Origin of the sequence: Arthrobacter sp. ok909, assembly GCF_900104405.1 — a bacterium.
GTDB lineage: Bacteria > Actinomycetota > Actinomycetes > Actinomycetales > Micrococcaceae > Arthrobacter > Arthrobacter humicola.
The window spans coordinates 1-21,167 of the sequence record NZ_FNJS01000022.1; the positions used below are offsets into that span (position 1 = coordinate 1).

General features: G+C 62.7%; 20 protein-coding genes and 4 pseudogenes. 11 read left to right on the forward strand and 13 right to left on the reverse strand.

All coding sequences use genetic code 11. From position 1 onward, the window contains the following. A pseudogene (locus BLR03_RS24475) lies at positions 1-322 on the forward strand (integrase); the annotation flags it as partial. A 742-nt stretch (positions 323-1,064) separates the two neighbouring features. On the opposite strand, the gene BLR03_RS24070 reads toward BLR03_RS24475, so the two are convergent. The 6 genes and pseudogenes from BLR03_RS24070 to BLR03_RS16235 all read right to left on the reverse strand — a co-directional run bounded on the left by BLR03_RS24070 (position 1,065) and on the right by BLR03_RS16235 (position 6,085). Next, positions 1,065-1,940: a hypothetical protein gene (locus BLR03_RS24070; RefSeq protein ID WP_139184577.1), complete on the reverse strand. Its 876-nt coding sequence runs from the start codon at positions 1,938-1,940 to the stop codon at positions 1,065-1,067. A 107-nt stretch (positions 1,941-2,047) separates the two neighbouring features. Further along, a complete protein-coding gene (locus tag BLR03_RS16215) occupies positions 2,048-2,488 on the reverse strand; it encodes a site-specific integrase (RefSeq protein ID WP_175460589.1) in 441 nt (146 codons plus the stop codon). A 38-nt stretch (positions 2,489-2,526) separates the two neighbouring features. Then, entirely contained in the window at positions 2,527-3,744 is a 1,218-nt protein-coding gene (locus tag BLR03_RS16220; RefSeq protein ID WP_175460590.1) for a competence protein CoiA, read from the reverse strand. Between the two features lie 244 nt (positions 3,745-3,988). Beyond that, positions 3,989-4,331: pseudogene (locus BLR03_RS16225) on the reverse strand (DDE-type integrase/transposase/recombinase); the annotation flags it as partial. 64 nt (positions 4,332-4,395) lie between these two features. Next, positions 4,396-5,304 (reverse strand): toll/interleukin-1 receptor domain-containing protein, encoded by a 909-nt coding sequence (locus BLR03_RS16230; RefSeq protein ID WP_091254630.1) that lies wholly within the window; start codon positions 5,302-5,304, stop codon positions 4,396-4,398. Positions 5,305-5,356: 52 nt separating this feature from the next. After that, complete coding sequence (locus BLR03_RS16235) at positions 5,357-6,085, reverse strand: hypothetical protein (protein WP_139184578.1); 729 nt, start codon at positions 6,083-6,085, stop codon at positions 5,357-5,359. Between the two features lie 1,646 nt (positions 6,086-7,731). Between BLR03_RS16235 and BLR03_RS16240 the strand changes: the two are divergent. Further along, positions 7,732-8,372, forward strand: a pseudogene (locus tag BLR03_RS16240) (IS256 family transposase); the annotation flags it as partial. 192 nt (positions 8,373-8,564) lie between these two features. Here BLR03_RS16240 and BLR03_RS16245 read toward each other — a convergent pair. From BLR03_RS16245 to BLR03_RS16255, 4 genes are all read right to left on the reverse strand, one after another. Next, a complete protein-coding gene (locus BLR03_RS16245; protein WP_091254780.1) occupies positions 8,565-9,728 on the reverse strand; it encodes an MFS transporter in 1,164 nt (387 codons plus the stop codon). Between the two features lie 315 nt (positions 9,729-10,043). Then, entirely contained in the window at positions 10,044-10,178 is a 135-nt protein-coding gene (locus BLR03_RS24965; RefSeq protein WP_254788547.1) for a hypothetical protein, read from the reverse strand. Next, positions 10,118-10,384: a hypothetical protein gene (locus BLR03_RS24970; protein ID WP_254788556.1), complete on the reverse strand. Its 267-nt coding sequence runs from the start codon at positions 10,382-10,384 to the stop codon at positions 10,118-10,120. The genes BLR03_RS24965 and BLR03_RS24970 overlap by 61 nt, the downstream gene beginning before the upstream one ends. 167 nt (positions 10,385-10,551) lie before the next feature. Next, on the reverse strand, positions 10,552-11,436 hold the full coding sequence (locus BLR03_RS16255) for a helix-turn-helix transcriptional regulator (protein WP_091254635.1): 885 nt from the start codon (positions 11,434-11,436) through the stop codon (positions 10,552-10,554). Between the two features lie 155 nt (positions 11,437-11,591). Here BLR03_RS16255 and BLR03_RS16260 point away from each other — a divergent pair, with 155 nt between their 5' ends. The 8 genes from BLR03_RS16260 (at position 11,592) to BLR03_RS16295 (ending at position 18,410) form a co-directional block, all read left to right on the forward strand. Then, positions 11,592-12,830: an MFS transporter gene (locus BLR03_RS16260; RefSeq protein WP_091254637.1), complete on the forward strand. Its 1,239-nt coding sequence runs from the start codon at positions 11,592-11,594 to the stop codon at positions 12,828-12,830. A 42-nt stretch (positions 12,831-12,872) separates the two neighbouring features. Then, entirely contained in the window at positions 12,873-13,724 is an 852-nt protein-coding gene (locus tag BLR03_RS16265; protein WP_091254640.1) for an SDR family NAD(P)-dependent oxidoreductase, read from the forward strand. A 28-nt stretch (positions 13,725-13,752) separates the two neighbouring features. Next, positions 13,753-14,082: a carboxymuconolactone decarboxylase family protein gene (locus BLR03_RS16270; RefSeq protein WP_091254642.1), complete on the forward strand. Its 330-nt coding sequence runs from the start codon at positions 13,753-13,755 to the stop codon at positions 14,080-14,082. A 24-nt stretch (positions 14,083-14,106) separates the two neighbouring features. Continuing rightward, positions 14,107-14,991: an aldo/keto reductase gene (locus BLR03_RS16275; RefSeq protein WP_091254645.1), complete on the forward strand. Its 885-nt coding sequence runs from the start codon at positions 14,107-14,109 to the stop codon at positions 14,989-14,991. Positions 14,992-15,072: 81 nt separating this feature from the next. Beyond that, entirely contained in the window at positions 15,073-15,840 is a 768-nt protein-coding gene (locus BLR03_RS16280) for an SDR family NAD(P)-dependent oxidoreductase (protein WP_091254647.1), read from the forward strand. Positions 15,841-15,869: 29 nt separating this feature from the next. Then, complete coding sequence (locus BLR03_RS16285; RefSeq protein WP_091254650.1) at positions 15,870-16,634, forward strand: SDR family oxidoreductase; 765 nt, start codon at positions 15,870-15,872, stop codon at positions 16,632-16,634. A 78-nt stretch (positions 16,635-16,712) separates the two neighbouring features. Further along, entirely contained in the window at positions 16,713-17,876 is a 1,164-nt protein-coding gene (locus BLR03_RS16290) for an FAD-dependent monooxygenase (protein WP_217639805.1), read from the forward strand. Positions 17,877-18,008: 132 nt separating this feature from the next. Then, positions 18,009-18,410, forward strand: a complete 402-nt coding sequence (locus BLR03_RS16295) for a cupin domain-containing protein (RefSeq protein WP_091254653.1) — start codon at positions 18,009-18,011, stop codon at positions 18,408-18,410. A 196-nt stretch (positions 18,411-18,606) separates the two neighbouring features. Here BLR03_RS16295 and BLR03_RS16300 read toward each other — a convergent pair whose 3' ends face one another. The 3 genes and pseudogenes from BLR03_RS16300 to BLR03_RS16310 all read right to left on the reverse strand — a co-directional run bounded on the left by BLR03_RS16300 (position 18,607) and on the right by BLR03_RS16310 (position 19,975). Then, positions 18,607-18,804, reverse strand: coding sequence for a helix-turn-helix domain-containing protein (locus tag BLR03_RS16300; protein WP_368086979.1), 198 nt, complete (start codon positions 18,802-18,804; stop codon positions 18,607-18,609). Positions 18,805-18,817: 13 nt separating this feature from the next. After that, positions 18,818-19,072 (reverse strand): annotated as a pseudogene (locus tag BLR03_RS16305) (hypothetical protein); the annotation flags it as partial. 51 nt (positions 19,073-19,123) lie between these two features. Then, positions 19,124-19,975, reverse strand: coding sequence for an MBL fold metallo-hydrolase (locus tag BLR03_RS16310; RefSeq protein WP_091254656.1), 852 nt, complete (start codon positions 19,973-19,975; stop codon positions 19,124-19,126). A 154-nt stretch (positions 19,976-20,129) separates the two neighbouring features. On the opposite strand from BLR03_RS16310, the gene BLR03_RS16315 reads away from it, so the two are divergent. Beyond that, on the forward strand, positions 20,130-21,032 hold the full coding sequence (locus BLR03_RS16315; RefSeq protein ID WP_091254658.1) for a hypothetical protein: 903 nt from the start codon (positions 20,130-20,132) through the stop codon (positions 21,030-21,032). Positions 21,033-21,167 lie beyond the last annotated feature (135 nt).

The following is a 21,167-nucleotide window of genomic DNA, read 5'->3' on the forward strand; positions in this document are numbered from 1 at the left end:
ACTGGACAAGCTCAATGAAATCTGGGATCCGGACCGGACCTCCACCAACTACCTGCTGCCCCAGCAGAAACTCCTCGAGAAGCACCGTCACGGGGCAAAAGTCACCAAGAAACACGACGCACCGGCCACCCCGCACCAGCGCGCGGTCCGGCACCAGGCAATGCGCAAACGCCCGGTCATCGCCATGAACGCCGCCTTCAAACGGATCAAACCCGGAGCACTCTCACGCCAGATCCTGGCCCTGACCGGGGAACTGGAAACACTGGCCCTGGCCAAGAAAACCGCGCCCGCCAAACCCGTCAACCGGACCTGGAACGCCTGATCTTCCCGGAGGTTTTCACATGAGGCAACGAATCACTCTTCCCGGAGGTATTGCAATGAGGCAACAGGCCCTCTACGGAAAGCGGCTCTAACCTAACGGGCCCGAGCAAAACGCCAGCAGGCCCGGCGCTCGTAGGCCCGAACCAACACAGTGCCAATGACCGCCGACGGCTGGACTTTCACTGTCATAAAGACTTGAACCGACGATGGACTCATCGCCGCTGCGGGGAGACGGGACCAGGCCGGCTCGCGGAACAGCATCATCGCCCAGGAGTACGTCACGATGGAGTATGAATACTGGGTGTTCGTCGTGGGCCGCAAAGCGGTCAGTGCCGCAGGGTGCATCGAGGAATTCACCGCGCTCGACAACAGCGGTTACGCCTTCGACAACCAGCTGCGCCGTAACCGCCAAGAGAAAGCCCGGTCCACGCCGAGCCGGCGATCGCCGGGATCCTCAGAGGCTTCGCCCGCAACGCCATCGACGCCCTCGGCCTGGAGGTCCCGGAGCTCACCGATTACGTCATCGACGTCGCTCTCAACGCCGACGGCGAGCCGCTCATCGTGGAGCTCAACTCACTGCTCAACTCGGGCCTCTACGCCTCCCGGCCCGAACTGGTGACTGAGGCCAAGCTCGCCTCGTCCCCGGCTTGACGGGTTCGGGGGCCGAATAGGGAATTTCGCGCCGTCGGCAGCAGCGATGCTTGGGGCAGGGCGAATCGTCGCGAGTGCCTGGCTAGCGCATCTCATTTGCACGCGTCTTGGGTGGAGTCGCCGAGCAGCCACGCATCGCTGGCTGGTCGAAAGTGATCACTGTACGTCATACAGTCCACACCGCCGAGGTACGCACTTCGCCAACCCGCGTGCGGCAGTGCAGCCGTTATCCTGAAGGGCACGCCATTATTGTCTATCCGCTGGGTGTGAATGGTGTTCCCGTCGAGGACGGAGATGTCTAACTCGAAGGTGCAAAACGATTTCCGAGCGCCCACGTCAAGCACGAATACAAATTGCTCGCCTTTCGCCAATGAGACTGTATTTGCGACGAAATATGGTTGGGGTTTCGCCGCCGAACCCTCGGGGTTGGAGCCTGTCGTGGCCTGCGGTCGTGGATCGTCCATGGTCATGGACAGAGTGAGTGAAGGCGACCCTCCAGCAGGGGGCGACTCGAAGTATGTCCCGTCCAGCGGGGTTGAACACTTCTTAACGGGAGTCAAGTCCATTATCCGGACACCGCCTTCTCGGTTCCCGGTTACCGTAATCGAAATATTCTCCATTCCGACGAGGGCGCCGCCTTGGGATTCAAACCAAGCCAGCTGATCCGGGGAGTCGGATAAGGATGTTGCATCTTCATCCGCTACCTGAACATCTCGCGGCAGTGCTACGACAAGCCCCCCTGACTGATTCACATGGACGTTGTTCACCGTAACTGGGTCGCCCGTCTGCGCCAGCCCTTCAATGGTTTGTCCGAAGCGCGGCACGAGACTATTCGTGATCGCTACGCCTAGGGCGGCGACAACTATGCCCGAGAGCCAGGCGATCGGTTTCTTCCAAGGCCTGAAATTGCTGGTGCCGCGGCGGCAAATGCGGGCTCCATCCGGGCGGGCTGATTCGTCGTCTTTCATGGTGTATCCCCTAGGACCACGAAACGTGCGGGTCTGACACGCCAAATGATCCTCCTCTGGCTTCTGCAAGTGAAGAGGCATTAGTGGCTTGTATCTCTTGGCATCCATTAGTGGTGCCAGAACAGCTTGTGAACGATCCGCTCCCCTTTTGGCGTCGTGAACAGCAGATCGCTGCTCGGGCGTCCAGCCACCAAAGGAATCAAGAGGTCCACGAGAGCAGGGTTCAGCCCGGTGGTCCGCTTACCGGCACCTGTCTTCGTCGGACCAATGTAGAACTGGTTCTTCCCGCCCCGCTTCCACGCCTTGTTGATGCGGGCCGTGCCCGGCTTGCCCAGCAAATCGATGTCCGCGACGGTCAGCGCCGTGGATTCGCCAAAGCGCGTCCCGGTCATGACCAGGAAGTTGGTGAAGTCTTTGTACTTCTCCCCCATGCTTTCCATGATCAGACAGAACTCAGCATGCATGAGGAACATCATTTCGTTCTCAGCTTTTCCGACGCTCGGCAGAGGCACTCCTCGGCAGGGATTGCGTGTGATGTACCCCAGCATGCGCCCGGGTGCTGGCGGGCGAAGGTGGCCAGCGAGCTCTACCGCCGCCGGGTTGTGGACCTCTCGCCTTTTCGTGGGAGCCGATCCAGGCGGTCTACGAGCAGCTCGGAACTGAAGCCAAAGTAGCTGCCCGTCCCGTCCGGGAACGCCGGGCTGTCAACCGTTGGAGCCTCCTGGCTGCACTGGCCTTTACCTCGATCAATGCACAGATGCAGAGGTCCACGGGCGTCCGCCCGGAACGGAACGGCAAGACGGCGGTGAACAACAAAGGTCCTCCAGCGCGTGCCGCCGTAGGCAATCGGGTTGTCTCCCGAAATGACCCCGCAGTGGGGGCAGCAATAGGCCAGGTAGGTCTTCTCCGCTGTCTTGCTTTTGCGGGTAATCAGCTTCGCTGCGCGGGGAAGATCCACCTGCTCGTGCTCAAGCCACGGCAGGACCTGGTCGGCGATGATGCGTTCAATCCGGTCCTGCAGGAACATCCGGGATTCGAGGCGGTACACCCCTTGGATGGTTCCTTCCAGGCCGCAGCGCGTCTTGACCTGCAGGTCTTCAAGGCGCCACAGCGTGAACCATTTCCCGCAGGCCTCGCGCCAGCACTTCGTCATGGCTACGTCCATGGAATACGCCTGGACGTAGGGTTCACTGTGGAAGCGGTAGTCCCCTCGGAGGATATGCACGACTGCGTCCTCGAAGGGCAGCTCGGTCCTGCTGTAGCAGTCCAGCGTCGTACGCATGGGAATGTGCCATGCGCCGGGGGCTCCCCCGATGGTGTGGGAGGGAACGGTCCCTGCGTTGTCGGAGTTCTTCGGCGCCACGAACCAGATGCATTCGACCCCGTCCGCCTCGTAGCGTTCCTGGCGGCGAACGAAGTCCTCGTTGCCTTGGCGCGACCATTGCACCTCCAAGGCGATCCGGCGCTCCCCTTTGGTGGCCATGACGTCGGCGATCCAGACGCGCTGCGGCGATGGCACCTCCAGTTCAGCCTCCCAGACGGCGGCCTTCGCAGCCTTGACGAGAAGGGATTTCAGTTCGAGATGCTCGGCGGTTTCCCCGCCCTCGTGCATGTCGCAGTCTGCACCCTTCCTGTGGGCAAAGAACTTCAGGCCCCGAGAGGAGACTCTGGCCGATCCCGGCTGGCCGCACGACATCAGCAGGGGCTCGCCGGCGCGGTAGCGCTTCTTGAGGGAGTCCCACTCGTCTTGGCTCAGGTCGATGGAAACGACACGCTGTCCGGCTAATGTAGCGACCAAAGGCATGTGCCCCTCCGTCCTCCCATGCTGATTCACCCATGGAAACACACGGCGGGGCTGAGTCGTCAGAACTTCAAGATAGTGGCGCCATGATGACGCCATCGGTGACGAGGCAGCCGACGGCGCCCACAACGAAGAGGAAGTTCATCCAAGCCGCAAACGGTATCCCCGTCGGTGGCCAGCTCGCCCCAACACTCAACCCCGAGAGTCAACGAGATTCGGGGCAGTCCCTCGGCACACGCACCCACCCGCCCATCGATCCTTTCAACCCGTTGGCCTTCAGCGTCCGCACGAAGGCATTGGAGCGGAATTGGACGGTCACTGTGCACCACGGTGCCTTCCGGATGCCTGAGCCCTATCGCATTGTGGAGGGCCGAGACGGCCAGGGACGCTTTCATCCGGGAATCGATGGAGTAGCCCACGATCCGGTTGGAATAGACGTCTTTGATGGCGCACAGGTAGAGCTTGCCCTCATCGGTCCGGTGCTCGGTGATGTCCGTCAGCCACAGCTCATCGGGCGCTGTCGCGGTGAAGTCCCGTTTGACGTGGTCATCGTGCAACGGCGGGCCGGCTTTGCGGGTCAAGCCGCGTTTATTGCCAGTGGCGTCGGCCTGACGCTCAAAGATCGCGGGGTACTGAAGAGGACCGCCTCACAGATTATTCAGATTCAACCTTAGCCATGTCCAGAACATATGGGTCGTCATCAATCAGCGTCGCCGAAACTATACTGGTGTACTTCAGCGATATTTCAAAGATTTCATTCTTCTGCAGATCATCAAGCGGCCCTACAGTTGTCACATTCAGGGCACCATGTGGCGTGATCGATACCGATCCTGGGTTTCCCAGGCTGTGCAAATAGCGGCTGATCTCATTCATGAGGTGGCTAGTCAGTTCTTGGCGTATGCGATCATCTTCACGCGGACTCAACCCACGAAATGATTCTTCAACACCGCGGCCATATGTTCCCGAGGTCAGCGACACACCTCTGGACTTTCCTTGCTTCTGAATGTCGCGGACGGCATCAAGAATCTCGGCGATCATGGCTTCCGGTGGTCGATTCACTGCCTGGTCATCCGGCGTCTGGGCTGCTGCAGCTTCCAGACCATCTTTAATCATCGTCCACCAGGTATTGGACACCATCTCAAGGTCAGCTTTTTCCCGTTTGACGTCAGAAATGTCGTTGAGAGATGTCGCAATCTTGTTGAACCCGGCCTGTCCCAGCAACACCATGTTGAGGGATGCTGCTGGTTGACTCACCTGCTGAGTGTTATCGAATCCAATCAGGAGGGGGATGACACGACTATCCCCATCCTTTACTTCTTTGGACAACGCGCCCATCTCGAAGTTGATCCACTTGGCATTTTGATTCTCGGGGGTCATGCAGACGATGCCAACGGTGGTGTTCGCCAGTTCCCGCTTGATGCGCTCTGACCAGTTCGTACCAGCCCGGATGTCTTCCTCGCTCATGAAGACCTCAGTCCCCTGAAAGACCTGTCCCACCCATTGCTTGACAAGCTTGGCGACGGCTTGGCTACGTTCTCCAGACCAACTAATAAAGACCTTCAAGACCTACCCCGTGCTCGCTCGGACAACTCACGTAAGGCTACCAATCGGGGCGCTAGTTCAGCTCATCCGCTCGGAATACCTCCCGACCCGAAACGTGTCGCCAGATCACGTGATCAAGCCTCCTCGGCTGAGTTGGGTACAACTCTGCAACTTGCTTGATCAGCTCAGCGGTCTGCATGGGCGTAAGTTGCGTTCCTTCGAGACCCGCATGTTCTTTCACGAAACGGATGACCATCCGATCAGGCTTTACTGATTGGAAACCGGAAAGGATGAGGAAGTAGTTGAATGTGACTCCAGAGGACTGGCTGGGCAGCTTCAACCAGGCGTCCTTCAAGGTAGCCAGAGAGTCGTCCTTGGCGTACGCACCATGGAGTACATCGCGCGTAGTGATGGCAAGATCTTGGCGTTTCAACCTTTCAGCAGCGAGCCGGATCACCTCGGCCTTCAGCGGCGCGTGGGGATGGGTATGGGCCGGCTTGCGGTTATTCACGACTCCATCCGCCCATTCGCGGCTGCCCCCGACCTCCTTGAACGTGGCCAGCAGTTCTTTAGTGCCATCCCGGTCAGCGTCAGCACCCTGGGCTTTTCTATACCCCCGATATGCGTTCACCACGTTGATCACACTCTGGTAGTTAGACCCGGTCGAGAAGATCGAATCAATGATGGCAAGAGCCAGGCTATGCCGATATCCGTCAGCAGTGATCCATCGCGATTCGTCCCCAAAGAGCCCGCGACACACTGCCGTTAGACGGTCGACTTCTGGTTGCAGTTCAAATGTCATGGTCGGAGCCTAACAAGAAGTACCGACGGTAGAACCGCACGCGGCATGCACCGAGAAGGTCCGAATTCTGGGCTAATCTAAGCGCAAGCCACTCGATATATGTGCCGCGGCCATGCTCGACTTGGTATTTGCCTATTCAGACATGGCGCGAGGCCTGATGCATCGTGCCTAGAGGAAGAACGACTTAATTGACCTGGTATCGCACAACTAGCAAGAGCACGGGCACTCGTCGGATGGCGGCAGCACTTCTGTTGCTCCCACTGATTGCTTCCTGCGGCACAACAGCGGCTGCTCCTGCGCCGACCGTCACGGTTACAGTGACTCAGCCGGCCGTCACGGTGACTGCCGCTCCCCCAACGACACCAGTGAGTGCCATGCCGCTCGCCCTCGGGCAGACGGCGACAACTAGCAGTGGTTCAAAGGTGACGGTCTTCGCCCACAAAAAGGGCGTCGAACCACAGGACGGGAATCCGGAGGCCATCGATGTCAAGGTCTGTCTTCCTGCTGAAGCACCCGCTTCGGCCGGAAGCGACAGGCCGCTTATCGGAGACTCGCCGTGGTCGTTGTACGATGCCGAATCGAGAACGTACACGTCCGCGAGCTCTACGTGGGATCACCCGGCAGCTCAGCCGGCATACCCAGTCCAACAAACCGTGAATTGGGGCGACTGCGTCCGTGGATGGGTCATTATCGAGGGCCAAGCAGCAACAGTGATGACCAAGGTCCGGTATACGGTGGATTCCTCGATCCTGGAATGGAAGCTGCCCTAGCTAATCCATTACTTAGTCCCGCACTCGCTTCTCGCTGTGTCGGTACTTGTCTTCTGCGGATTCTATTGGTGGAGCGTCTGCGTCTGGATACGCTCAGCGTGCATGCCCACGCACATAGGGAAGCCACCGGACGCTGGATGACCCGCGTCCCTTTCCTGCTCTCACCAGGCGAGCGATTCGGGTTGAGTCCTGAAGAAGACTTCTGAAAAGTCAAGCTTTGTCAACAGTAAAAAGACAAAAAGCCTCTGACCTGCGAAAACACTGTGCCCGAGGTGGGACTCGAACTGCATACCAGCCCTTGTGAATACTGGGAACCCGCGAAAACATGCCCAATCCGAGGCAGTCCGACGGAGGTACGAGCCGATCTACCGCCAAGAGAGTTGACACTGTCAACACCTCCTGTTTTGGCTTTACACTTGGCTTGCCGGCCGTAGGTCCGGGCAAGTCTCTTGCCTTGACACCTAATTCGTCGTGCCTCGGGGCAGGAGACGCTTTAGGCATCCCTGTCATCTGCAGGCCTCAGAAGTCGAAGGCAGTCTGTTGCGCGTCTGGCCTTGCCCTTTGACTAGCAACCTCAGCATGACCTCCTACACGCAGCCCTGTCAGCCAGGAACTAACCGTAGTGCCACACGGTCAGTTCAACGCGCGCGTGGATGTTGCGGACTGAATCAGTCGGGAGGGCCCAGGCAGAGACTGGGCCCTCCCCCACATAGACCGAACCCAGGCCACGGTCCATACCGTACCGGCTCGTGAAATCCTAGCGCCCAGACCTGCTGCCTGGTATGGCTAGGGATTTAGGGCAGGTCGGTTGTGAGACACCAAGGTTAGGAGCATGACTGGATCTGAGCAGAGGAATGACTGCCCTTCTACGTCGTCCTGGGCGTCACCGTGAACGGCGAACGCGACATCCTCGGAATCTGGGCCGGAGACGGCGGGGAGGGCGCGAAGTACTGGCTCGGGGTTTTGACCGAGATCAAGAACCGCGGCGTGGAGGACGTGTGCATCGCCGTCTGCGACGGGCTGGAGGGCTTGCCCGAGGCGATCACCACGGTCTGGGAGCAGTCCACGGTCCAAACATGCGTGATCCATCTGATCCGCTACGCGCCCCGGCAGCACTGGGACGAGCTCTCCCGGGACCTCAAGCCCGTTTACACCGCCCCGACCGAAGCGGCCGCCCGTGAACAGTTCGGGGAATTCGAGGCCAAGTGGGCCACGAAGTACCCGGCGATCGGCCGGCTCTGGCGCAACGCCTGGGCCGAGTTCACCCCGTTCCTTGACTGTGACGCCGAGATCCGCCGGTTATCTGTTCGACCAACACGATCGAATCCCTCAACGCCCGCTACCGACGCGCGGTGCGGGCACGCGGCCATTTCCCGAACGATGCCGCGGCGCTGAAATGCCTCTACCTAGTGACCCATTCCCCTGACCCCACCGGGCAGGGCCCGGCACGATGGGCCGCGAGGTGGAAGCCGGCCTTGAACGCGTTCGCGACCGCATTCGAGAACAGAATCAACTAACCACAAGCCAGGCCAGACCCGCCGTTAATCTGACAGACCCCGGCGTTCATTCCGCCCGGGCGGAGTGCCGTGTGGAGGAACAGTTCGTGCCCGTCGTGAAGAAGGACGATGCGGCTCCACCCCCGTCCTTCAGACGATCCGGTGAAGGAGAGCGCACATAGCCGAGGACCCTTTTCCTTGTGGTCGGCGGTGTCAGATCTGGTCGGTGAGTGCGCGGCGGGTAAATAGCCAGACGAGGAGCGCACCCGCGACCATGGCCAAGCCGGTGAGGGTGATGGTGGTCCAGCCACCGGCGGTCCAGAGCGGTCCCGCGAGAGCGGAGCCGATCGCGCCGCCGAGGAAGTTACTGACGATGAATGCTGTGTTCAGACGGCTCCGGTTCTGACCGGGCAGGGACAAAAGCCGGGTTTGGCCAAGCACCAGGGTGGCCTGGGCGGCGAGGTCTAACGCAATGACGACCACGACCAGGGCGACCACGGACGACTGTGCCAGCCAGGCACCAAGGAGGGAGACTGCCAGGATGCCGAGTGCAACTCCGGAGACGGGCACTGACAAGCCGCGGTCGTGGAACGAGCCGGCGCGCCGTGCCGCGAGTGCACCCGCGAGGCCTGCGAGGCCGAACAGGCCGATCTGTCCGACAGTGAAGGAGAATGTCGGGCCGGCCAGCAGGTATGTCAGTGAGGTCCAAAACAGGGAAAAGACGGAGAAGACGATGGCGCTGATGAGGACTGTGGGCGCGGCGGCGCGGTGCTGGGCGACGGTGGTGAACACAGATCCGAGCAATCGGAAGTAGTTCGTGGCGGGGCGTTTTTCCAGCCGGGGAATTATGAACGAGAGCACGACGGCGAGAGTCACCGCGAGGACGGCGGCTAGGACGTAGATGGCTCGCCAGCCGATGAATTCAGCGACGGCTCCGCTGATGGTGCGGGACAGAAGCACTCCAATGAGGGCTCCTGAGGCGATCGTGCCCAGCACCCGCCCGCGCTGTTCTGGCGCCGCCAGCTCGCTGGCCAGGGGGGTGAGCAACTGCGCGGAAACGGTGGTCAGTCCCACTCCGCCGAGCGCGGCGAGTAGTAGCGAGAAAGTCGGGGAAACAGCCGCGCTGATCAGGGCGATCGCGGACAGTCCGAGCATGAGGGGGATCATCTTCCTGCGGTTGAGGACATCGCCCAGGGGGACGATGAGGAAGATCCCGAGTGCGTAACCGATCTGGGTGACGGTTACCAGCGAGGCAGCGGCAGCGGCGGACACGTCGAGTGAGCGAGCGATCTCCTGGATGAGTGGCTGCGCCCAGTAGAGATTTCCGACGGCGAGGCCGCCGGCGACTGCGAAGGTAGTGGTCCGGAGTCGTGTCATGCCGCTAATGCGTGTCGTGCCACTGGTGGTGGAGGTTGTCATCATTTCTTTCCTGATGTTTGTGTGAAATTTGCCCGCGGTTGAGCGAAGGTATTCAGCCCAGCCAGCCTCCATCAGCGGCATAGGCGCCGCCAGTGAGGAAGCTGGCTTCGTCACTGGCCAGGAAAAGCACCACGCGCCGATCGGCGCGGTCACCACGGGGTTGTTCAAGACCCAAGCCAGAGCAACGTGTGCCCATGGGGATTCCCCGTGCTTCAGCGATTTTTTGGACAGCGTCGGCTATGGGTTTGTCAGCGTCGCTGAAGCTGCGCTCGGCTACGGGATCGTTGGCTGACCGCGCGGTTTTGCCGCCCCACGGTCGGGCGAGTCGCCGTCGTGCATTTTGAGCATCACTTTGGTGGCGAGGACGACGTCCTCGCGTCGGGTGTACTTCGTGATGGCCCGGCCCATGGTTTCCTCGGCGGTGCCGAAGCCATAAATGTTTGCGGTGCCCAGAACGTGATGCCCAGCTCGACCGCCTGCCGGAAAATCGGCTCGGCCGCATCGTCGTCCAACGCCCAGTCGGTGAATCCGCGGGATGAATCACCAAAACTCATACCTCCGAGGGCTATGCGGCTGACTTTCAGGCCGGACCGGCCCAAACGTGTGTATTCCATGAAGTTTCCTTTCAAGGGCGCAGGAGACCCGGGACGGGGCTCGGTGCAATCGGTGTACGGGGTTGAGGAGGTGCGGTACCGACATCGCGGAGTCAGGCCAGCGGTTCTGGTGGGCTACTGACCACTAGAACTTTGACCGCCTCGCCCCGGCATGGTGTTGCGGGCTGCTATGGGCTTTGTGGTGCTGCCGCCGTGGATTCGGTGTTCTGCTGGGTCGCGGCCCAGCTGGAGAGCAGTTGCAGGGCGTCGTGGGACGGTGATCCTGATTCGGCGCTGAACGTGATGAGCATCAGGCCTGGATCGGCCGTGAGTTCGAGGACTTCGAAGTCCAAGGTGAGTTCCCCAACGCTGGGGAGATGGATGCGTTTTGATCCGCTCTTGTGCTGGTGGACGTTGTGGGCTGCCCACCGCAGCCGAAATTCATCGCTTCGGGTAGAGAGCTCACCGACGAGGTCCGAGAGCTGGCGGTCGTGCGGATCGCGTCCGGCCGCTGCCCGCAGCATGGCGACGCATTCATTTGCGGCGCGGTCCCAGTTGGGGGCGAAGTCCCGTCCGCGGGGGTCCAGGAAGATGAACCGGGCCTGGTTCGGCGGAAGGATGGTCGTGTCGAACTGGGCGGCGTAGAGTGCCCGGCCCATCCGGTTGGCCGCGATGATATCGAGCCGGCCGTTCTGAACGATCGCCGGCAGATCGGTCATCGCATCGAGCATCCGCTGTACGGTCGGGCGGACGCGTTGCTCAGGGGTGCGGTTGCGCCGGGGCCGGGCGGTGTTTTCGGACGCGCGGATCAAGTCCCGCAGGTGCCGCTCCTCGACGTCGTTCAGGCGCAGCGCCTGGACCAGCGACTCGAGGATGCTTTCGGAGACGCCGCTGAGGTTTCCGCGTTCGAGCCGGCTGTAGTACTCGACGCTGACTTGGGCGAGCATCGCGACTTCTTCGCGGCGCAGTCCCGGTACCCGCCGCCGGCCATAGGACTGCAGGCCGACCTGCTCGGGCGTCAGCCTGGCCCGGCGGGAGGTCAGAAACTCCTGGATGTCATCTCGGGTGCTCATGGCTTCAACGGTATGCCCGAAGGCCGGAGCCTAGCCATGCCCTCTCAGTACATGGCTTAGGCGGGTCTGTTTAGGCAGGTTTGGTCCGTGGTCTCGTAGATATAGACGGCGATCAAGCGCCGACCAAATCCCCCAACAAAGTGAAAGTTCACCTCATGCCCTCCACCACCAAGAAGGCCAAGTTGCCGATCGTCGTGCTGCTGCTGGCCATCGGCACGTTCCTGATGAGCACCACCGAGTTCGTCATCGCGGGTCTGCTGCCCAACATGGCATCAGACCTCGGTGTCAGTGTCTCGCAGGCCGGGTTGCTGATTACCGCGTTTGCTATCGGCATGATCGTCGGCGCTCCCACCATTTCCGTCGCCACCATGCGTCTGCCCAAACGCCTCACCCTCGTTATGTCCCTGCTGCTGTTCGCGGTCGGCCACATTGTTGCAGCGCTGAGCCCGGCGTTCGAGATCGTTCTGATCGCCCGCGTCATCACTGCCCTTGCCACCGGCGCTTTCCTGTCCATCGCCGCCGTCGTAGCCACCTCAGCAGCCGGCCCCGCGAACGCTTCCCGCGCCATGGGCGTGATGATGAGCGGGATGGGCCTGGCCATCGTCGCAGGTGTCCCCCTGGGCTCCTTTATCGGCCAGGCCATCGGGTGGCGCGGTATCTTCTGGGCACTGGCCATCCTCGCGGCCATCGCCGCCGTCGTCATCGGCAAGTTCGCTCCTGCCGATGAACACCAGGAAGTCATCACCCTCCGCTCCCAGCTCGGCGTCCTGCGGGAGGGCAAGCTGTGGCTCGTCCTGGCAACCACCGCGCTGGTCTCCGGAGGATTCCTCGCCGCCTACAGCTACATCTCCCCCCTCCTGACTGAACGCACCGGCATCTCGGAAGCGGCCGTGCCGCTGCTGCTTGTTGGCTTCGGCATCGGCGCCCTGCTCGGCACGGTTGTGGCCGGACGAACCGGGGACCGCAAGCCGTTGGCCACATACTTCGCAATCGGCGGCGGCTCAGCCCTGGTACTCCTGATGCTGATCCCGCTCTCCACGTTCGTCGTCCCGACCATCGTGCTGGTCATCCTGCTCGGCTTCACTGGCATGGGTGTCACCGCCATCGCCACTCCTCTGGCCGTCCGCTTCGGACACTCCGGCCCCTCACTGGCCGCCGCCCTGACGGTTTCCGCGTTCAACGTCGGCATCGCCGCCGCTACGTGGCTCGCCGGCGTTGCCCTCGACTCCGCCCTCGGCACGACCGGCCCGGCAACCGTCGGAGCCGCCATGGCCATCCTCGGCCTGATCCCGCTCATCGTGCTGGCCCTCATGCGCGCCACCCGAAACCCGGTATCCACGAGGGCCGAACACACAACCGAGATGACGACGCTCGAACGGGACCTGCTCGTCTGAACAGGTCCCCCACCAACCATCCCGAGAACCAAAGGAATACCTATGAGTGAAACTACACAGGTCTGGATGATCACCGGCGCCGGCCGCGGCATGGGCGTCGACATCGCAAAAGCCGCCCTCGCCGCAGGCCACCGGGTTGTCGCAACCGGCCGAAACACCGACGCCGTAGCGAAGGCACTCGGCGCATCGGAGAACCTACTGATCGTGCCGCTGGACCTCACAAAAACCGGCGACGCCGAAGCGGCTGCGGCCGCGGCGACCGAACGGTTCGGCCGCATTGATGTCCTGGTAAACAACGCCGCGAACTTCTACGCCGGCTACTTCGAAGAAACCAGCGACGCCCAGGTCCGTGCACAGCTCGAAACCAACCTGTTCGGACCCATGAACGTCACCCGCGCCGTCCTGCCCGTCATGCGCAAACAGCGTGCCGGCCACATCATCACAATCTCCTCACAGGCAGGCATCGTCGGCGGAGAGTTCATCGCAGCCTACGCGACCAGCAAATTCGCCGTCGAAGGATGGATGGAATCGCTGCGCTACGACCTGGAACCCTACGGAATCCGAACCACCATCGTGGAACCCGGTTTCTTCCGCACCGAGCTGCTCGTCGAGGACGCCTCGACCATCTGGGCCGACCTTTCCATCGATGACTACGCCGACCGCACCGCAGCCACCATCCCGGGATGGCGGGCCATGAACGGCCAGCAGGCCGGTGACCCCGCGAAGCTCGGCACCGCCCTCGTCAGGATCGCCGGCGAGGAGCACCCACCGCTGCGGTGGGTTGCCGGAGCCGACGCCGTAGCCGTCATCGAACAGAAAGCCCGCGACATCCTCGAGGAGATCGACGCCCACCGCGAGCTTTCCTGCTCGCTCGCTCACGACGACACCCTCTAAACACCACCCCACCGGAAAAGGACACCTCATGACCACCGAGAACACGCAATCCGACATGGCGAAAATGTTCGGCGACTTCGCCCCGAAGCTCGTCTCCCTCACCGACGACGTCCTCTTCGGGGACGTCTGGGAACGCGAGGGACTGTCCCCCCGGGACCGGAGCCTCGCCACGATCACCGGCCTCATCGCGGCCGGAAACATCGACCAACTCAACTGGCACATCCCCTATGGCATCCAGAACGGTCTCACCGAGACCGAGATCAAGGAAGCCATCATCCACCTGGCGTTCTACGCCGGCTGGCCCAAGGCCGTCTCGGCCATGGCCGTCGCCAAACGCATCTTCGACAACCAGCCCTAGAACCTTCGACGGAAGAGAAAAATCATGACCGGAACCTACCCGCACGTCACCCTGAACAACGGCATCAGCATGCCTGCCCTTGGGCTCGGCGTCTACCAGTCCAAGCCGGAGGAGACCATGGGTGCCGTCGCCACCGCGCTCAACACCGGCTACCGCCACCTCGACACTGCAGCTGCGTACTTCAACGAAGCCGAGGTCGGCGAAGGTATCCGCCAGTCCGGCATCGACCGCTCGGAGATCTTTATCGAGACCAAACTCTGGATCAGCGACTACGGCTACGACGAAGCGCTGCATGGCTTCGAGAAGAGCTCCCGCAAGCTCGGCGTCGACACCATCGACCTGCTGCTGCTGCACCAGCCCCTCCCGGCCCACTTCGATAAGACCATGGCCGCCTACAAGGCACTGGAAACGCTCCTGGCCGACGGCAGGGTGCGCGCCATCGGCGTCTCCAACCAGAGTCCCGAAGAGCTCGAACGCCTGATCGCCGAGACCGACGTCGTCCCTGCCGTGAACCAGATCCAGGTCCACCCCTACTACACACAGCCGGAATGGCGTGCGGCCAATGAGAAGCACGGCATCCTGACCCAGTGCTGGTCTCCGATCGCCGGCGCCTACACCTACAACGGCAACGAGAAGAACCCCTTCACGGAACCCACGCTGGTGGATCTGGGTAAGAAGTACTCCAAGACCCCTGCGCAGGTCATGCTCCGCTGGCACCTCGACCACGGATTCTCGGCCATCCCGAAGTCGGTAAAGCCCGAGCGCATCGCCGAGAACTTCGACGTCTTTGATTTCAGCCTCACAGCCGACGACATCGCCGCCATCGACGCTCTCAACACCGGCGTCAGCGGCTCCATCGACCCTGACTCGATCACGCTCGAAGAACGTGGCATGCCGATCCCCGAGTAAGACGACCGCCGACGGACCCGGGCGGGACGGTTCCAGCGCCCCGCCCGGCCGCCACCTCACTGCAAGGAAAGGACCATCGCCATGGCCCGCATCTTCATCACAGGTTCCACTGACGGGCTCGGCCTCGCCAACGCCCGCACACTCTTGGACACCGGCCACGAGGTCCTGCTGCACGCCCGCACCCTTGACCGCGCCAACACCTTCGGCGACCTCGCTCAGCAAGCGGCCGGGATAGTGATCGGTGACCTCAGCAGCGCCCCTGAAACCCACAGCGTGGCCCGGCAGGTCAATGAGTACGGGCGGATGGACTCCATCATCCACAACGCCGGCGTCTACCTTTCGCCGCAGCGTGTTGCCACCCCCGAGGGGCACTCACGGACTCTGGCAGTCAACGTGTTCGCCCCTTACATCCTGACCGCCCTGATTGAACGGCCGGACCGGTTGATCTACGTCAGCAGCGGCATGCACCTCGGTGCCGCCGCAGACCTAACGGACATCGACTGGACCAAACGGGGCTGGAGCGCCAGCGCCGCTTACTCCGAAAGTAAGCTCCACGTCTCGGCGCTCTCCGCAGCGTTGGCCCGCCATTGGGCCTCCGTACTCAGCAACTCCGTGGACCCGGGATGGGTGCCGACCAAAATGGGGGGCCCCGGCGCCACAGATGATCTGGCCATGGGACACGACACGCAAAGCTGGCTCGCCGCCAGCTCCGATTCCGCCGCCCTGGTGTCCGGCAAGTATTGGCACCACCGCCGCCAGCGGACGCCCGCACCGGAAGTCACCGACCCAGGCTTCCAGGACAGGCTCACCGACAAACTCGCCGAACTCACCGGCATCACCCTCTTCTAAAGAACAAACCGACCCAGAAGGACCACAGCATGCAGTTGGAAGGCAAAATCGCCCTCGTCACCGGCGCAGGCACAGGCACAGGAAGGGGAACAGCCCGCCGCCTCGCCGAGGAAGGCGCGTTCGTCTACGTCACGGGCCGGAACCTTGAACCCCTCGAGAAAGTCGCCGCAGACATTGGCGGACGTGCCCGCGCCGTCCGCGCGGACGTCACCAACAAAGCCGAAATGGACCAGCTCGCAGACCTCATCCGCCAGGAACACGGCGGACTGGACACCATCTTCGCCAACGCCGGCGGGGGCCACCCCATCCCCCTGGAGCAAATCACCGCCGAAGACTTCGACCGGCAGTTCGGCGTCAACGTCAAAGGCGTCCTGTTCACCGTCCAGTCCATGCTGCCCGTGCTGCGCGACGGGAGCTCCATCATCATCAACACCTCCATCACCGCGGACATGGGGCTCAAGGACTTCAGCGTCTACGCCGCCACCAAAGCCGCAATACGGTCCTTTGCCAAGAGCTGGACAACAGACCTCAAGCACCGCCGGATCCGTGTCAACGGTGTAAGCCCGGGCGTCGTCCCCACCGAGGCCTACACCACCGAACTCGGCATGACCGAAGCCCAGGTTCAGGAATACATCGACCTCGTCACCCCCGAGGTCCCCGCCGGCCGGGTCGGCACCGCCGAAGGCATCGGCGACGCCGTGACCTTCCTTGCCTCCGACGCCAGCAGCTACATCACCGGCATCGACCTCGTCGTCGACGGCGGCATGACCGCCGTCTACGCAGGCAAAGCCTGAACACCACCCCGCTCTGTGGCCCGCCCTCACGGCGGGCCGCAGCACCCCTACCCCCTCGACGCTAGATAGGAGACCGGCGTGGCCGCCGACCGCACCAGCACTACCGCTCACAATTCACCAGGCACGGCCCTCGTCGTCGGGGCATCCCTCGCCGGACTCATGACCGCTCTGACGCTCTCCAGGATCGGTGTCCACGTCACCCTGCTCGAACGCTCCGACGACACCGGACGCACTGGAGCTGCTCTCCACGTCCAAGACGGTCTCCTCGAACGCATCACCGGCCTCCCAACCTCGCACGTGCCCCAGCCCCTCGCACCAGGGATCCAAACCTGGTTCGCCGTCCACGGCGCACTTCGTGCCGCAATAGCCGCCAGTCCCCTCATCGACCTGCGGCAAAACACTGCCGTTCGCAAGGTCGGCCAGGACGCACAATCTGCCTGGGTCAGCACCTCAGAAAGGGAAAGGGTCACCGCGGACATCGTGGTCGGGGCCGACGGCCACCGCAGCACCGTCCGCCGGCACATCGCGCCGGAACACGCAGACGCCACCTTCGCGGGGTACGTCCTATGGATCGGCATTGCCGAAGAATCAGCCATCGGAGCACGTCGTTGGCCGCGAGATGTCGCGTTCCTCGGCGACAATGACAACACGCTGCTCGGCTACCCACTCCCGGGCGCCGACGGTACCCTCGCCCCGGGATCACGGCGTCTCGGCTGGGCCTGGTACGACTCCAGCAGAAACGGCCTGCTCCGCGCCACCGGCAGCGTCGACGGCTCCGTGGTACGCCACTCGCTCATGCCCGCCGGGATCCCAAACGCAACCTATCGGGAACTCGCCTCACAGGCCCGCGAACTGTTTCCAACGCCCTGGAACAACGCGATCCTCGACAGCATCAAACGACGGGCCGTCATCGGCACACCCATCGCTGAATACGTACCCACACGACTGGCCCAAGGCAGAGTCGCCATCGTCGGAGACGCCGCACACGTACCGACCCCAATGACAGGCAGTGGCTTCGCCGAATCCCTCTACGACGCCGAAGCCCTCGCCGACGCCGTCGCAGAAGCCGGCTGTACCGCCACAGCACTAATCGACTACGAAGGCGGCCAGACTCCGCAGCGCCCGGAACCTGGTCCAATCCGGACAAGGCTTCAGCCGCTCATTCGCCCGCCGCGCAGCGTAAGGTCCACCCAGCCATCTCGCTCCGACAGCAAGGGACCGGGATGCAACTGGCGGCACTGACCGTCAATGCAACACAGAACAACTGCCCTCCCGGCTCCGCCGCCCCAGAACCTTCCACGCCGGCTGGCCCAGGAGCATACCCGCCACCGGCGTCACCAAGAATGTCGGTAACACGCAACAGATAGGCAAAACATGAACATCGAACCCCTGGTGCCGACCACCAAGAACCCGCCGGCCCAGTTCGCCGGTGACGTCTGGCTTGACCCGATCACCCTTCCCCACGAAGACGACCAGACGATGGTGGTCGCGACCGTCCGCTTCGCCCCCAGACCACGCACGGCCTGGCACTCCCACCAACACGGTCAATATCTGCGCGTCACCCAAGGTGTCGGGCGCTTCGGTACCAGAGACGGAAAGATCATCGAAGTCCACCCCGGCCAGACGCTCTACACCCCACCCGGCGAAGAGCACTGGCACGCCGCCGCCCCGGGCTGCTTCATGGAACACATCGCCATGCTCCAAAACGGCGACGACCCCTCCAAAACCAACACCTGGGGCGACCACATCACCGACGACGAGTACAACGGCCGCTAACCTCAGCACGCAAATCACCGGCCAAGAGAAGTTGGCGGTGACCAGTGTGGGGCCGTCCTGGTACTGCACCGCCAGCAAAAGGGCAGCCTCGCACTTAATGCGTCAGGCTTCGTCGGCGACGTTGTTCTCGGGTAGCTGGCCAGTGGCAATGCGCTCTGCGGTTTTGGCGAAAGCCTCCTCGATGTATGCGGCGACGTCACTCTCGCGGACCCCTCCAAATGCCGCGGCCACCGAATTGGCCAGCGGGAAGTTCACCGCTCCGGACCAAGGCGTAGACGAGGCTGCTTTTGACGTTCAGGATGTCCTGGACCTGCTCCAGCGTCAGCATCCTGGACAGCCCCGCGGCCGCCGGGTCGCGGGGCGCCTGGGACACCTCGTCCGTTCGTTTCGCCATGACCTACTGCCCCCTCGCTGCGGTGTCGGAGTTCGTCTTTGGTGCGCTGTCCTCTGCGCAAGGATCCAGGCGGCGCCGGGTCCCACTTCGTTCCCTGGTTGTATTTGCGCTGCAGGCGCTTCACTTCCCGCATGGTTGCCCGGACAATGAAGTCCGAAACGCTCGCATCCCCCTCGGCCTGGCCGGCGGCCAGGAACGCGGCACGGACCTGGCCCGCCTCCCCCTCGGTGAAGTACGGCGTGAACGCCGCGGTCTTTTTAGCCGGCATAGGTCTCTTGATCGTGGCTGCGCGGGCGACCGCAGATCAGTGGTATCCGCGTCACATCGCGGCGGGTCGCGGGACTGGGACCGATTCCCCCAGGCCGGCGTAGAGGTAGCGGTCGCCGAACGCCTCGCTCAGTGTCAGGAAGGCAGGTTCACCCGTGCAGTGCCCCGGGGCGATGGTCTGCACGTGCCAATTGTCGCGAAGTGCGTGCGCGACGCGACGCACCTCGGGCTCGTCGGCGAGGACGAGATGGAGGCCGCCGACGATGCAGTAGACACGGTCGTCGATCGCGGCAGCGGCCTCCAGGATCCGCTCGATCCCCGGGTGGGAGCATCCCACCACGAGCACTAGTCCCTGCGAAGTCGACAGCGCGAGGGTGATCTCGCGCAGCTCACGCGTTCCCGGCACCTCCGAGACGACGGGGATTAGCCACGCGTTGCTCCCTAATGGGGTCAATTCCTCGACCCAGCTGAATCGTGCGCCGGGCCACGGCGTGCCGTGGTGGATGACGTCGGGAGGTTCGCCGTCGTAGTACTGCATGGACCTTGGCAGCGACGGACGGCGCGGGTAAAAGTGGCCGGGCAGGCGCGAGCCGAACACGCCGTACAACTCGGCCGGGGCGTAGACGGGGACGTCGGGGTTTATGTGTAGGAGGTGACCGAGCCCGGAGGTGTGGTCGCCGTGCCGATGCGAGACCACAACAAGGTCGATCGCGCGCAGGTCGACACCGAGGGCGTCGGCGTTGGCGGCAAGCGTCGACGAGTCGTTTCCGGTGTCGAAAAGGATCCGACGCCCCTCGAACTCGACGAGTGCGGCAAATCCCCAGTCCTTGATCAGGCCGGGTCGGTTCCCGAACGCGTCGTGGAGGACCGTGATCCGGTTGGTCGTGCCGTCCCAACGCTCCATTCCCTAACCTGACCACACCACACGGCGTACGTCCAGCGGGGCGGAGGGGTGCCGTGCCCGCGGATCCATGGGACCTCGTTCGTCAGGGCGGCTGGCTAGCGACCGGGTCCTCGGGAGCCACCGATGACCCCTACCGGATGTCCGAAGAGCCGGTTTGACCGAGAACATAACCGGCGACGTCATCGTTCGAATTCCTGTGATTCCACCGGAGCGGCTCGAGACGTCCCGCCTCAGTGCGACCATCCGCGCGCTCGGGCGCGCCTCCTCGTCCAGCGCCTGCGTCGCGGAGATCGCCCAACAGCACCTGAAAACGCTCCTGAAGGCACAGGCACACGCCATGGTCACCCAGGAGCTTTCCGAAGACGGCTACCTTGTTGACGACCGCGGCGCCCAGACCATTTCCGCGGCCCGGGCACTGCTGCACATCCAGTCGCGCGCGGACGCAGTCGACGACCTGCTGTTTGAGTACGTCACGGCCCTTGCCCCCGCCAGCCACGTGTTCAGCGCGTTCCTGCGGGACTTGGCAGCGGTCGGAGCGGAGACCCAAGAGCTCGCTGAGGCGGCGAGAGAAGTTTGGCCGACCCTATTCGCACACGTCCTCGACCAGGTAGAAGCGAACAGGGCCATCTACGACCAGGCAGTTGGCTTCAATGACTACGCATTGAGCCACCTTCTTCCGAATCATCCCGGGACTATCCAGTCACTGCACGATGAGCTCGGCCACCATGCCTTGGAGTGGATGAAACCCGACGATCTCTTGGACTTTATTCCTCAGTGGCTCCCATACGCGGCTGGCAGATCCTCATGCCTGCTCGAGCTCATCCGGTTCCTGCGCCAACTCCCAATCGACACGCAGTTGAGCAAAGGTCTGAGCTGGCTTGACGCACTGTGCCTTTCGCGGACGGACCGACAGCTCGTCTCCTATGCGCCGATGGACGAGTGGCTGGCGGAGATCAAGCCCGAGGCCGACGCACGAGGAGTTGGAAACAACTGGCTCAACCTCGTCGACCGTCTGGTGTACGCAGGCAACAGGACTCTCGCAGAATACTCACGCTGAACGGACGAAAAAGTAACTCAGCTCAGGCAAGCCAGGCGAGCGATCTTGCGCTATACCGGGTTGCAGAAGCCGTGCCCGCAGATTCCAGGCTTCACCTCGGCTGGATCCAACTGCTACAACTCCAAGGTGACACTA